Source organism: Pseudomonas orientalis, assembly GCF_022807995.1.
Lineage (GTDB): Bacteria > Pseudomonadota > Gammaproteobacteria > Pseudomonadales > Pseudomonadaceae > Aquipseudomonas > Aquipseudomonas orientalis_B.
Genome location: NZ_CP094351.1, coordinates 4,225,882 through 4,239,972 on the forward strand (window position 1 = coordinate 4,225,882; position 14,091 = coordinate 4,239,972).

At 61.4% G+C, this 14,091-nt stretch carries 10 protein-coding genes; 6 read left to right on the forward strand and 4 right to left on the reverse strand.

Annotated features, from left to right (window positions below; all coding sequences use genetic code 11):
- A complete protein-coding gene (locus MRY17_RS18715) occupies positions 1-660 on the reverse strand; it encodes a GntR family transcriptional regulator (RefSeq protein ID WP_124359381.1) in 660 nt (219 codons plus the stop codon).
- Positions 661-940: 280 nt separating this feature from the next.
- On the opposite strand from MRY17_RS18715, the gene xdhA reads away from it, so the two are divergent.
- The 4 genes from xdhA (at position 941) to guaD (ending at position 7,054) form a co-directional block, all read left to right on the forward strand.
- The gene (gene xdhA / locus MRY17_RS18720; RefSeq protein ID WP_243352675.1) at positions 941-2,389 is read left to right on the forward strand and encodes a xanthine dehydrogenase small subunit; all 1,449 of its coding nucleotides are present in this window, start codon (positions 941-943) and stop codon (positions 2,387-2,389) included.
- On the forward strand, positions 2,382-4,781 hold the full coding sequence (xdhB, locus tag MRY17_RS18725) for a xanthine dehydrogenase molybdopterin binding subunit (RefSeq protein WP_181285669.1): 2,400 nt from the start codon (positions 2,382-2,384) through the stop codon (positions 4,779-4,781). Before xdhA ends, xdhB begins: the two co-directional genes overlap by 8 nt.
- Positions 4,782-4,899: 118 nt before the next feature.
- Positions 4,900-5,742, forward strand: a complete 843-nt coding sequence (xdhC, locus tag MRY17_RS18730; protein ID WP_243352676.1) for a xanthine dehydrogenase accessory protein XdhC — start codon at positions 4,900-4,902, stop codon at positions 5,740-5,742.
- Between the two features lie 7 nt (positions 5,743-5,749).
- On the forward strand, positions 5,750-7,054 hold the full coding sequence (gene guaD / locus MRY17_RS18735) for a guanine deaminase (RefSeq protein WP_243352677.1): 1,305 nt from the start codon (positions 5,750-5,752) through the stop codon (positions 7,052-7,054).
- Positions 7,055-7,197: 143 nt separating this feature from the next.
- Here the strand turns inward: guaD and MRY17_RS18740 are convergent, their stop codons facing one another.
- A complete protein-coding gene (locus MRY17_RS18740) occupies positions 7,198-7,962 on the reverse strand; it encodes a GntR family transcriptional regulator (RefSeq protein ID WP_191952203.1) in 765 nt (254 codons plus the stop codon).
- Positions 7,963-8,304: 342 nt separating this feature from the next.
- On the opposite strand from MRY17_RS18740, the gene MRY17_RS18745 reads away from it, so the two are divergent.
- The gene (locus tag MRY17_RS18745; RefSeq protein WP_243352678.1) at positions 8,305-9,495 is read left to right on the forward strand and encodes a benzoate/H(+) symporter BenE family transporter; all 1,191 of its coding nucleotides are present in this window, start codon (positions 8,305-8,307) and stop codon (positions 9,493-9,495) included.
- 37 nt (positions 9,496-9,532) lie between these two features.
- Here MRY17_RS18745 and MRY17_RS18750 read toward each other — a convergent pair whose 3' ends face one another.
- On the reverse strand, positions 9,533-9,877 hold the full coding sequence (locus MRY17_RS18750) for a YggL family protein (RefSeq protein ID WP_124433629.1): 345 nt from the start codon (positions 9,875-9,877) through the stop codon (positions 9,533-9,535).
- A gap of 237 nt (positions 9,878-10,114) precedes the next feature.
- Between MRY17_RS18750 and dacB the strand changes: the two genes are divergently transcribed.
- Entirely contained in the window at positions 10,115-11,575 is a 1,461-nt protein-coding gene (gene dacB / locus MRY17_RS18755) for a D-alanyl-D-alanine carboxypeptidase/D-alanyl-D-alanine endopeptidase (RefSeq protein WP_191952205.1), read from the forward strand.
- Here dacB and MRY17_RS18760 read toward each other — a convergent pair.
- Positions 11,572-13,962 carry a sensor domain-containing diguanylate cyclase gene (locus MRY17_RS18760; RefSeq protein ID WP_243352679.1) on the reverse strand — a complete coding sequence of 797 codons (2,391 nt, stop codon included), beginning with the start codon at positions 13,960-13,962 and terminating at the stop codon, positions 11,572-11,574. The genes dacB and MRY17_RS18760 overlap by 4 nt on opposite strands.
- Positions 13,963-14,091: the final 129 nt, after the last annotated feature.

Here is a 14,091-nt window from a genome sequence, read left to right on the forward strand (position 1 = left end):
TTAGGCGTCCGCCAACGCGGCGATGACCAGCGAGCTGCTGCGCTGGCAGTAAGCCGACAGCACCCGGCGGATCTGCGCCAGGTCACGGGCCAGCACGGCAGCGAGCAGTTGTTCGAACAGCGCGAGGTACTCGCTCATTTCCGCCTTGCGCTGGTCAAGGGCCAGGTAGTAGGCGCGGTTCATCGCCGGCTGCAGGTTCTCGACGGTTTCCTGCAGGTAGGGGTTGTTGGCGAAGGGATACGCGGCGCGCATCACATTGAAGCTTTCTTCGACAAAGGCGCGGATGTCCTGGCGCTCGTAGCTGGCCATCAGACGCTGCTGGATCTGCAGGAAGGGCGCCATGTCGGCCTGGGTCTGCCAGCCTTCGGCCACCGCATTGCCGAGCAGGATGTACATTTCGCCCATCAACGTGCACAGGCTCTGCACCTTGTGCGCGGTGAGCTCGGTGACGTGAGCGCCACGGCGCGGCAGGATCGCGATCAGGTGCCGGCGTTCGAGGATCAGCAAGGCTTCGCGCACGGAACCACGACTGACATTCAGCGCCAGCGTGACCTTCTGTTCCTGGATCCGCTCCCCAGGCTTGAGATCGCCGCGAATGATACGTTCGGCGAGGTGGTGAGCGATTTGCTCGGCGAGACTGTCCGGCGCCTTGAACGTCATGTTTTCCCTTCAAAATCTTCTATCGGTACAAGCGCGGCAGTGTAGCGCATTGGCCCGCTGATGGCGCTACGCCCACGGTGGCGAATTTGGCATGAAACACGCAAGCCTGAACCGCCATAAGCCCCTGAAAACACCGGTTCCAGAAGACTGAACCATAATTGAACAGGTTGTGACCGGATTTTCTTGACCTTTAGGTCAGAAAACAATTGACCGAAAAGTCAGACATGACTAGATTCGGCGCAAAGCGGTTAACAACAATAATGAATCTGCGAGGCCTTCCGTGATCCAGTTTTTACTCAACCAGGAACTCCGTAGCGAGCACGCCCTGGACCCCAACCTGACCGTGCTCAACTATTTGCGTGAGCATGTGGGCAAATCCGGTACCAAGGAAGGCTGTGCCAGCGGCGACTGCGGTGCGTGCACCGTGGTCGTCGGCGAGTTGCAGCGCAACGATCAAGGCGTTGAGCAGATCCGTTATCGCAGCCTCAACTCGTGCCTGACCTTTGTCTCGTCGCTGCACGGCAAGCAACTGATCAGTGTCGAAGACCTCAAGCACCAGGGCCAACTGCACAGCGTGCAACAGGCGATGGTCGAATGCCACGGTTCACAGTGCGGCTTCTGCACCCCGGGCTTTGTGATGTCGTTGTTTGCCCTGCAAAAGAACAGCGACGCGCCCGACAGCCAGAAAGCCCACGAAGCCCTGGCCGGCAACCTGTGCCGCTGCACCGGTTACCGCCCGATTCTGGCGGCGGCCGAACAGGCCTGTTGCAACAAACCCCAGGATCAATTCGACAGCCGTGAAGCCCAGACCATCGCGCAGCTCAAAGCGATTGCGCCGACGCAAACCGGCGAACTCAACAGTGGCGACAAACGCTGCCTGGTGCCGTTGACCGTTGCCGACCTGGCCGATCTCTACGACGCCTATCCGCAAGCGCGCCTGCTGGCCGGCGGCACCGACCTGGCGCTGGAAGTCACCCAGTTCCATCGCACCCTGCCGGTGATGATCTACGTCGGCAATATCGAAGAAATGAAGCGCATCGAATCGTTCGACGACCGCCTGGAAATCGGCGCCGCCACCGCCCTCTCCGACTGCTACACCGCGCTGCACCACGAATACCCGGACTTTGGCGACTTGCTGCACCGCTTCGCCTCCCTGCAGATCCGCAACCAGGGCACCCTGGGTGGCAATATCGGCAATGCCTCGCCCATTGGCGATTCGCCGCCGCTGCTGATCGCCCTCGGTGCGCAGATTGTGCTGTGCAAGGGCGAAACTCGCCGCGCCCTGGCGCTGGAAGACTACTTTATCGACTACCGCGTCACCGCCCGCCAGGACAGCGAATTCATCGAGAAAATCATCGTACCCAAGGGCCATTCACTGTTTCGCGCGTACAAGGTGTCCAAACGCCTGGACGACGACATCTCCGCCGTGTGCGCCGCCTTCAACCTGAAGCTCGACAACGGTGTGATCAGTGAGGCGCGCGTCGCCTTCGGCGGCATGGCCGCCACGCCAAAACGCGCCAAACACTGCGAAACGGTATTGATCGGCGCCACCTGGAACGCCGCCACTGTGGAAAAAGCCTGCGCCGCCCTGGCCGAAGACTTCACCCCGCTCTCGGACTTCCGCGCCAGCAAGGAATACCGCCTGCTCAGCGCGCAAAACCTGCTGCGCAAATACTTCATCGAACTGCAAACGCCGCACATCGAGACTCGGGTGACCGCTTATGTCTAACCATCACGCCGTGGTAAAAACCCAGGCCGAACTGGCCGAGCTGTTCGCCCAGGACCTGACCTGCGGGGTCGGGCGCAGCGTCAAGCATGACAGCGCTGCCAAGCATGTCAGCGGCGAGGCGCAGTACATTGACGACCGCCTCGAATTTCCCAACCAGTTGCACCTGTATGCGCGCCTGTCCGACCGCGCCCACGCGAAAATCCTCAGCATCGACACGGCGCCCTGCTACGCCTTCGACGGCGTGCGCATCGTGATCACCCACGAAGACGTACCGGGTCTGAAAGACATCGGTCCGTTGATGCCCGGCGATCCGTTGCTGGCCATCGACACCGTGCAGTTCGTCGGCCAGGTGGTGCTGGCCGTGGCCGCCCGCGATCTGGAGACCGCGCGCAAAGCCGCGATGGCGGCGGTGATCGAATACGAAGACCTGGAGCCGGTGCTGGATGTGGTCGAGGCGTTTCGCAACAAACACTTCGTGCTCGACAGCCATACTCATCAACGCGGTGATGCGGCCGGCGCGTTGGCGAGCGCGAAACACCGTATCCAGGGCACGCTGCATATCGGCGGCCAGGAACATTTCTACCTGGAGACGCAGATTTCCTCGGTAATGCCCACCGAAGATGGCGGCATGATCGTCTATTGCTCCACGCAAAACCCCACCGAAGTGCAGAAACTGGTGGCCGAAGTGCTCGATGTGTCGATGAACAAGATCGTCGTCGACATGCGCCGCATGGGCGGCGGGTTCGGCGGCAAGGAAACCCAGGCCGCCAGCCCCGCCTGCCTGTGCGCGGTGGTGGCGCGCCTCACCGGGCAGCCGACCAAGATGCGCCTGCCGCGGGTCGAAGACATGCTGATGACCGGCAAGCGCCACCCTTTCTACATCGAATATGACGTGGGCTTTGACGACAACGGCCGTTTGCACGGCATCAACCTGGAGCTGGCCGGCAATTGCGGCTGCTCGCCGGACCTGTCCAACTCGATTGTCGACCGCGCGATGTTCCACGCCGATAACGCGTATTACCTGGGCGATGCCACGGTCAACGGCCATCGCTGCAAGACCAACACCGCCTCCAACACAGCTTATCGTGGCTTCGGCGGCCCCCAGGGCATGGTCGCCATCGAGGAAGTGATGGACGCTATCGCCCGCCATCTGGCGCTGGACCCGCTGGCCGTGCGCAAGGCCAACTACTACGGCAAGACCGAGCGCAACGTCACCCACTACTACCAGACCGTCGAGCACAACATGCTCGAAGAAATGACCGCCGAGCTGGAGGCGAGCAGCCAATACGCCGAGCGCCGCGAAGCGATTCGCCTGTACAACGCCCACAGCCCGATCCTGAAAAAGGGCCTGGCGCTGACCCCGGTCAAATTCGGAATCTCGTTTACCGCGAGCTTTCTCAACCAGGCCGGCGCGCTCATCCATATCTACACCGATGGCAGCATTCACCTGAACCATGGCGGCACCGAGATGGGCCAGGGCCTGAACACCAAGGTCGCCCAGGTGGTGGCCGAAGTGTTCCAGGTCGACATCGACCGCGTGCAGATCACCGCGACCAACACCGACAAAGTGCCGAACACTTCGCCAACAGCAGCCTCCAGCGGTGCCGACCTGAACGGTAAGGCCGCCCAGAACGCCGCCGAAACCATCAAGCAGCGCCTGGTGGAATTTGCCGCACGCAAGTACGACGTCAGCGAAGCGGATGTGCAATTTCGCAACGGCCATGTGCGCGTGCGTGAGCAGATCCTGAGCTTCGAGGCGCTGATCCAGCAGGCGTATTTCGCCCAGGTTTCGCTGTCGAGCACCGGCTTCTACAAGACCCCGAAGATCTTCTACGACCGCAGCCAGTCGCGCGGACGGCCGTTCTACTACTTTGCATTCGGCGCGGCCTGCTGCGAAGTGATCGTCGACACCCTGACCGGCGAATACAAGATGCTGCGCACTGACATCCTCCATGACGTGGGCGCCTCGCTGAACCCGGCCATCGACATCGGCCAGGTGGAAGGAGGGTTTATCCAGGGCATGGGCTGGCTGACCATGGAAGAGCTGGTGTGGAACAACAAGGGCAAGCTCATGACCAACGGCCCGGCCAGCTACAAGATCCCGGCGGTGGCCGACATGCCGCTGGACCTGCGGGTGAAGCTGGTGGAAAACCGCAAGAACCCGGAAGACACGGTGTTCCACTCCAAGGCCGTGGGCGAGCCGCCCTTTATGCTCGGGATTGCTTCGTGGTGCGCGATCAAGGATGCCGTGGCGAGCCTGGGTGACTATCGCCAGCAGCCGAAGATCGACGCGCCGGCCACGCCCGAGCGAGTGTTATGGGGGTGTGAGCAGATGCGCAAGTTGACCGCCGCTGTGGCGGTGGATACCGAAACCGAGTTGGCTTCGCTCTAGACCGAGGCGCTGCCATCGGGGGGCAAGCCCCCTCCCACATTTTGAACTGTGAATACATTCAAGTGTGGGAGGGGGCTTGCCCCCGATGACGGCCTGACAGACACCACAAGAGGTGACTATGAACAACTGGATCAGCGCCCTCGCCGACCTGCAGAACCAGGGCGAGCCCTGCGTACTGGTGACCATCATCGAAGAGCTCGGCTCCACGCCGCGCAACGCCGGTTCGAAGATGGTGATCAGTGCCGCGCAAACCTTCGACACCATCGGCGGCGGGCATCTGGAATACAAGGCGATGCACATCGCCCGCGAGATGCTTGCCCGTGGCCAGCAGAACACCCATCTCGAACGCTTCAGCCTCGGCGCCAGCCTGGGCCAATGCTGCGGCGGCGTGACGGTGCTGCTGTTCGAACCCATGGGCCAGGTGCAGGCGCAGATAGCCGTATTCGGCGCCGGCCACGTGGGACGTGCGCTGGTGCCGTTGCTGGCGAGCCTGCCGTGCCGGGTGCGCTGGATCGATTCCCGTGAGCAGGAATTCCCGGAGAACATCCCGCAAAGCGTGCGTAAAATCGTCAGCGAAGAGCCGGTCGACGAGATCGCCGACTTGCCGGCGGGCAGTTACTGCATCGTCATGACCCACAACCACGCGCTGGACCTGGAACTCACCGCCGCCCTGCTCAAGCGCAATGACTTTGCCTACTTCGGCCTGATCGGCTCGAAAACCAAACGCGTCAAATTCGAACACCGCCTGCGCGATCGCGGCTTCGATGCCGCGCAACTGCAACGCATGCGCTGCCCCATGGGCCTCACCGAGGTGAAGGGCAAACTGCCGGTGGAGATCGCCATTTCCATCGCTGGCGAAATCATCGCCACCTATAACGCCAGTTTCGGCCAGCACACCGCCAGCGCCGAACCCATTGCCAAATTGCTGCCGGTGTCACGCCGCAGCCAAGCTATCAATTGAGATCACCATGCCTTTGACTCGCAAAGCTTACCGCGCTGCCATCCTGCACAGCATCGACGACCCTGCCATCGTTGGCATTGACGCATCCTACGAGTATTTCGAAGACGGCCTGCTGGTGATCGATAACGGCCGGATCAGTGCGCTCGGCCACGCCAGCGACCTGCTGCCGACGCTGCCCGCTGACATCGATATCACGCACTACCAGGACGCATTGATCACCCCCGGCCTGATCGACACCCACATCCACCTGCCGCAGACCGGCATGGTCGGCGCCTATGGCGAGCAGTTGCTGGACTGGCTCAACACCTACACCTTCCCCTGTGAAAGCCAGTTCGCCGACAAGGCCCACGCCGAGGAAGTCGCGGACATCTTCATCAAGGAACTGCTGCGCAACGGCACCACCACCGCGCTGGTATTCGGCAGCGTGCATCCGCAATCGGTGAACGCGTTCTTCGAAGCCGCCGAAAAGCTCGACGTGCGCATGATCGCCGGCAAGGTGATGATGGACCGCAACGCGCCGGACTACCTGACTGATACCGCCGAATCCAGTTACCAGCAAAGCAAGGCGCTGATCGAGCGCTGGCACGGCAAGGGCCGCCTGCATTATGCGGTGACGCCACGCTTTGCGCCGACCAGCACGCCGGAGCAATTGGCGCTGGCCGGGCAACTGCTGGGGGAATACCCGGACCTGTACATGCAGACCCACATCAGTGAGAACAAGCAGGAAGTCCAATGGGTGAAGGAACTGTTCCCGGAGCGCAGCGGCTACCTGGACGTATACGACCATTACAAACTGCTCGGTGAACGCTCGGTGTTCGCCCATGGCGTGCACCTGTGCGACGACGAGTGCGCACGTCTGGCCGAGACAGGTTCGGCCGTGGCGTTCTGCCCGACATCGAACCTGTTCCTCGGCAGCGGCCTGTTCAACCTGCCGATGGCCGAGAAGAACAAATTGAATGTCGGCCTGGGCACCGACGTGGGCGGCGGCACCAGCTTCTCGCTGCTGCAAACGCTGAATGAAGCCTACAAGGTCATGCAGCTGCAGGGCGCGCGGCTGAGCCCGTTCAAATCGCTGTACCTGGCGACCCTGGGCGGTGCGCGGGCGTTGCGTCTGGAAGGCAGAATCGGCACGTTGCAACCGGGAACGGATGCGGACTTCCTGGTGCTGGACTACAACGCCACGTCGCTGCTCAGCTATCGCTTGAAGCAGGCCAAGGACATTGCCGAGACGTTGTTTGTACTGATGACACTGGGGGATGATCGGGCGGTGATGCAGACCTACGCGGCCGGCAATCTGGTACATCAACGCTGATCCCAGCCACAATACAAATCAAAAAATGTGGGAGGGGGCTTGCCCCCGATTGCGGTGGATCAGCCAACTTATGCATTGACTGACCCACTGCTATCGGGGGCAAGCCCCCTCCCACATTTTTGTCCCCAGTGAATCCTGGAAAATTACAACTTTACAGACGAGCGCCCTGCCTTTTTGGTCTGCAACAGATGCGAGAACACCGCATGCAAATCATCCGACGCACTTTCCTCATCGAGGTTGAGCTTGCTGTCGATGTGATCCATGTGATGCATCATCAAATTCACCGCCAATACCGCATCCCGGGCTTCGATCGCGTCGATCAGCTGGGTGTGCTCATCATAGGAACAGTGCGAGCGGTTGCCGCTTTCGTACTGGGCGATGATCAATGAGGTCTGGGACACCAGGCTGCGCTGGAAGCTGATCAGCGGCGCATTCTTCGCCGCTTCGGCCAGCTTCAGGTGGAATTCGCCGGAGAGGCGAATGCCGGCACCACGGTCACCACGGGAGAAACTGTCGCGTTCGTCGTTGACCATCTGGCGCAACTCGGCCAGTTGCTCGGCGGTGGCGTGCTGCACCGCCAACTCGGTGATCGCCCGCTCCACCAGACGCCGCGCCATGAACACCTGGCGGGCCTCGTCGACGCTCGGGCTGGCGACGACCGCACCACGATTGGGCCGCAGCAACACCACGCCTTCATGGGCCAGGCGCGACAGCGCGCGACGAATGATGGTGCGGCTCACGCCGAAGATTTCGCCCAGTGCCTCTTCACTCAATTTGGTACCGGGTGCCAGGCGTTGTTCGAGGATCGCCTCGAAGATATGCGCGTAGACGATATCGTCCTGGGTTCCGCTGCGACCGGTCTTGCCGGCTCGCGGTTGTTTCTTGAGAGGTTGCAACTGTTCGTTCATGGGCACTCGGGGTTTGGAGAACGGCGGCGAAATAAGGTAATACGGCAACAACGGTACGCTGGCAAGTATCACCTGAAAACAGGGCACATTGTACACAACCCAATGCGCCAACACACTGTACGGCTGTTTGCGGCGCCGGCTGTATTGCAATGGGTCGTTACGTTTGAGTTTAGGCTTGATTCCACGATTTCCCATGAACGACATGCCACTGCAGGAGCGAGCTTGCTCGCGAAAAACCCGAGGGCGCCGCGTTTAATCTGATTGCCCGCGTTATCGTTGGCGATTTTCGCGAGCAAGCTCGCTCCTACAGCGTGCGGAGTCAGGTAAAAGGAACACCTTTCCATGACCGACGCCACCCAAGCGCCGTTGCGCCCGCTGGCCGACACTTCACCTTCGGCCATCGTCGCCGGTTTCATCGCCATGATGACCGGCTACACCAGCTCGCTGGTGCTGATGTTCCAGGCCGGCCAGGCCGCCGGTTTGACCACGGCGCAGATTTCATCGTGGATCTGGGCGATTTCCATCGGCATGGCGGTGTGCAGCATCGGCCTGTCCCTGCGCTACCGCACGCCGATCACCATCGCATGGTCGACACCCGGCGCGGCGCTGTTGATCACAAGCCTGGGCGGGGTCAGCTACGGCGAGGCCATTGGCGCCTACATTACCTGCGCGGTACTGGTGACCCTCTGCGGGCTGACCGGCAGCTTTGAAAAACTCGTCAAGCGTATCCCAGCATCACTGGCGGCGGCGTTGCTGGCGGGGATTCTGTTCAAGATCGGCAGTGAAATCTTTGTCGCCGCGCAGCACCGCACCGGCCTGGTGCTGGGGATGTTTTTCACTTACCTGATCATCAAGCGCCTGTCGCCGCGTTATGCGGTGCTGGCCGCGCTGGTGAGCGGCACCCTGCTGTCGGGTTTGATGGGGCTGCTCGACTTCAGCGGCTTTCATCTGGAAGTCGCGACCCCGGTATGGACCACGCCGCACTTCTCGCTGGCGGCGACCATCAGCATCGGCATCCCGCTGTTCGTGGTGGCGATGACCTCGCAGAACATGCCGGGAGTCGCCGTGCTGCGCGCCGACGGTTACACCGTGCCGGCCTCGCCACTGATCACCACCACCGGGCTCGCCTCGCTGGTGCTGGCGCCCTTTGGCTCCCACGGCATCAACCTGGCGGCCATCAGCGCGGCGATCTGCACCGGGCCGCACGCTCACGAAGACCGCAACAAGCGCTACACCGCAGCCGTCTGGTGCGGGGTGTTCTACGGGATTGCCGGGGTGTTCGGCGCCACATTGGCGGCGCTCTTCGCCGCGTTGCCCAAGGAACTGGTGCTGTCGATTGCGGCACTGGCGTTGTTCGGCTCGATCATCAATGGCCTGAGCATCGCCATGAGTGAGCCGAAGGAACGGGAAGCGGCGTTGATCACCTTCATGGTCACCGCGTCAGGCCTGACGCTGTTTTCCATCGGTTCGGCGTTCTGGGGGATTGTGGCGGGCGTGTTGACGCTGCTGATCCTGAACGGGCGCAGGGCATAAAAAAACGGCGACCCTCAGGTCGCCGTTTTTTTGAGTATCACTTGGCCGCGTTGATCGGCTTTTCCGGATACCACACGTCCAGCAACGGGCTGACTTCAGCCTTGGTCAGCTCGGAACGGGTTTTCAACCAAGCGTCAACGGCAGCGCGCTGCTCTTCGGAAACCGAGCCACGCTTCTGCAGGCAAACCAGACCGTAGTCATCGCCGCCTACATAACCCAGACCGTTGGCTTCCATGGCTTCTTTGATGAATGCTTCGAGGAAAGCGTCGATAGCTTCTTCACTCAGGCCTTCTTTGAAGTCCAGGTTCAGTTCGAAACCCAGCTCTTGAAATTCATCAACGCACAGTTTTTTGCGCAGACGCTGGGAACGGTTAGTCGCCATTGGAACAATCCTCTTAAGTAATAACGGCCGGCACTTTAGCAGTTTAAGGCGGCAATTGCCCGACTCTCTGGGACGGGCGGCGCTTTGCCGATAAAAAAACCCGGATTACCCGCTATCGTTCAGCTACAAGTAAGCTCGGCTTGGGGCATAATGCCGACACTTTCATGACCAATGAGGGATTTTTCTTATATACCCCTCGCCTTTTTCACCCTTCTCAGCAGTAGGGTCTTATTTCTTATGATCAAATCGTTGCGTTCTGTTTTTCTTGCCGGTGTTCTCCTGCCATTGGCCCTGCATGCCACCGCCGCTCCCATCAATAACACCCTGCCCCCCAGCGTTGCCCAGGCCCTTCAGAAGGCCAAACTGCAAAATACCGCCTTGTCCCTGGTGATGTTGCCGTTGAACGGTCCCGGTACGCCGACCGTGTTCAACGCCGACGTTTCGGTGAACCCGGCCTCCACCATGAAACTGGTGACCACCTACGCGGCCCTGGAAATGCTCGGCCCCAACCATCAGTGGAAAACCGAGTTCTACACCGACGGCGTACTCAGTGGCGGCGTGTTGCGCGGCAACCTGTATCTCAAGGGCGGCGGCGACCCCAAGCTGAACATGGAGAAACTCTGGCTGTTGATGCGCGACCTGCGCGCCAACGGCGTGCAGCAGGTCACCGGCGACCTGGTCCTGGATCGCAACTTCTTCCAGCAGCCGCAATTGCCGGAATTCAACGACGACGGCAATGACGAGAACAAGCCGTTCCTGGTCAAGCCCGATGCTCTGCTGGTCAACCTGAAGGCCCTGCGCTTCGTGACACGTAATGACGCCGGGCGGGTGATCGTGTCGGTCGAGCCGCCGATTGCGAGCGTTCGCATCGACAACCAGGTAAAAGTGTCCAATGCCAAACAGTGCACCGGCGATGTGCGCTACAGCCCGGTGACCGCCGCCGACGGCAGTGTGACCGTGACCGTCAGTGGCCAGTTGGCGGACGGTTGCAGCTCGCAGACCTACTTGTCGCTGCTCGACCATGCCACCTACACCGCCGGCGCCGTGCGTGCGATCTGGAAGGAATTGGGCGGCACCATCCTGGGTCGCGATATCCAGGCGCCGGTGCCCAAGGATGCCAAGGTGCTGGCCCGTGCCTTCTCGCCGGACCTGGCGGAAATCATCCGTGACATCAACAAATACAGTAACAACACCATGGCCCAGCAACTGTTCCTGAGCCTGGGCGCGCAATTTCGCAACGATGCCGATGGCGACGATGCCAAGGCCGCGCAACGCGTGGTGCGTCAATGGCTGGCGAAAAAAGGCATCACCGCGCCACACCTGGTGATGGAAAACGGTTCCGGCCTGTCCCGCGCCGAACGGGTCAGCGCCCGCGAGATGGCGGCCATGTTGCAAGCCGCCTGGAAAAGTCCCTACGCCGCCGAATACATCAGCTCGCTGCCGATCGCCGGCACCGACGGCACCATGCGCAAGCGCCTGAAAACCACCGCCATGCGCGGCGAAGCCCACGTGAAGACCGGTACCTTGAACACCGTGCGCGCCATTGCCGGGTTCAGCCGCGACAACAATGGCAACACCTGGGCGGTGGTGGCGATTCTCAACGACTCCAAACCGTGGGGCGCGTCGTCGGTGCTGGATCAGGTGCTGCTGGACCTGTATCGCCAGCCGAAGGCGGTGGCGGCCGCGCCGGTGCTCTAGGACACAGGATCAGCCTGTGGGGCGGGCTCCACCCGGTCCCTGCCCGCCTGTTTGGCTAGGTAGACAGCCGAGTCCGCGCGCAGCAGCAACCCATCGATACTTTCATCGACACGCCAGCTGGCGACACCAAAGCTGGCGGTGACGACGCCCACCGGCGCCATCGGCATGCTGCGCAACGACTGCCACAACTCCATCGCCAGGCAATAGGCCTGGGCGCCATCAGTATGCGGACAAAGCACCACAAACTCTTCGCCACCCAGCCGGCAGAACACGTCGGTGCGGCGAAGGCGCTGGCTGATTCGCCTGCACAGCTCGCGCAATACGCCGTCGCCGACACCGTGCCCATGCTGGTCGTTGATCCGCTTGAAATGGTCGATATCCAGCATGATCACCGACAGCGCGCCCGACGTTCGATTGAGGCGCAGCAGTTCGACCTTCATGCGGTCCTGGAAATAACGGCGATTGTGGATGCCCGTCAGGGAGTCGGTGATGGACAGCGTGCGCAACTCGTCTTCCACGCGCTTGAGATCGGAAATATCCGACACATAGCCGTGCCACAACGTACCGCCGCCAGGTAATTCTTCCGGTGTGGCTTCGCCACGAATCCAGCGCAGGCCTCGCTGTGGCAACTGCACGCGATATTCCTCGCGCCAATGGCTCAATTGCAGCGCCGACAAGCGTATCGACGCGCGTACCCGCTCAAGGTCCTGGGGGTGAATGCGTTCCAGGACTTTGCCCGCATCCTGCTGCAACACGCCAAGCTCGATTTCATAGATATCGCGCATGCCTTCGCTGGCATAAATGAAGCGCCAGTGATCGTGAGGCTCCAGGGTGAACTGGAAGATGCCGCCAGGTACATGGGCACTGAGCTTTTTCAGCAAGCGATCCCGCGCGGCCAAGGCCTCGTAGGCACGCTTCTGCTCAGTGACATCCAGGTAAATGGCCAGGTGCCCGACCCACAGGCCATGGTCATCCAGCAGCACAGTGGTCAGCATGTTCACGGTCAAGGTGCTGCCGTCCTCACGCACCAGCGTCCACTCGCGGGCGTGCTGACTGTCCGCACTGTCCACCAGCATCGCCTGGCTCGGCGCAATCCGCTTGCCCAGCGCCGCGCTCAACCGCGTGGCGCGGGTCTCGAGCTCCGAGGCAAGATGCAGGCTTTCCAGCGTCAGGTGGCCCACCACCTGCTCGCTCTTGAACCCCAGCATCCGTTCGGCGCCGGCATTGAACATGTTGATGACACCGCGCAAGTCAGTGGCAATGATTGCGACCTGCGTCGCCGCGTTCAGCACGCTGCGCAATTGGCCGTGCGCGCCGCGCAATTCCTGTTCACGCATGCGCAACTGCCCGATGCGTTGCTCCACCAGTGTCAGCGCCCGTTGGCGTTGGCTGACCAGCACGTAGAGCAAGGCCGCGAGCAGCACACTCAGCAGCACGCCCATGGCCAGGATGGTCTTGGTCGAAGAATGGTTGGCCTCGTCAAATGCCTCGCTGGCGCGCAGGCTCAGCGCGTAGACATGGTCACCGAGGGTAAGACGTCGAGCAGCGACAAGGTCGCTGTCGCCAGGCACATTGCTGGACGCATACAGCACACGCTGTTCAGTGTCGGAGGTGTCGACGATCTGCATCACCAGGTTGTCCCGGCTTGACTTGGGCAAACCCTCGGCCACCAGTTGGCGCATGCTGATCACCGCCATGACATAACCGTACGGCCGGGGATCGACCGTTTTGCTGACCGGCGCCACCAGCAGCACCCCAGCGGCATACGCCGGCTCCACGCCCACCAGTTGCATGGGCTGGGACACTGCCGCCTGGCCGCTGGCTTGCGCGCGCTCGACAACCGCGCGTCGCAGCGGCTGGGCCAGCAGGTCAAAACCCAACGGCGAGCCCAACAGACTCTGGGTCTGGCTATATAAGACCGGTACGTATTCATCGCGCGCGGAAGCCGGCGCCAGCTCACCTGCCGAATTCAGTTCGCGGATAGTGAAAGGTGCGCCACGCTGGCGCGAGATCGCCTGTTCGAATTGGCTGCGCTGATCCCCAGGCACTCGCGGCGCCCAGGCATAGGCACGCGCATGCAACAACAGGGGCTGGGCGAAGCCGTCAAATTCGGCGCGGGACACTTCACCGGAATTGACGAAGAAGCGGCGCAGGCTATCCAGGCGCAGCTCCTGGTCTTCGAAGCGTTCCTGAATCCGGCTGTAGCGCTCGTTGACCAGCAACTGAAAGCGCTGGCGCACCTGTTGCTGATAGAGGTCGGCAGCGGCCCACGCGATCACCAGGGTCAGTGCGCTACCGGTTGCCACTACCACCAATGCCACCAGCCAAGCCGATGCCTGCTCACTGATTAAACCAAGGATTTTCGGGCGTACGGCTTGCATCGGCATAGGCAACACTCACAGCGCCAGCGTGCGGGGGTGTCACTTTGGCTGGACGTTAAGTTATAGCCATCGGTCGGGTGTTTGACCAGCGTAAAAAGTGCGCACGCTTAATGTGGGAGGGGGTTTGCCCTAATA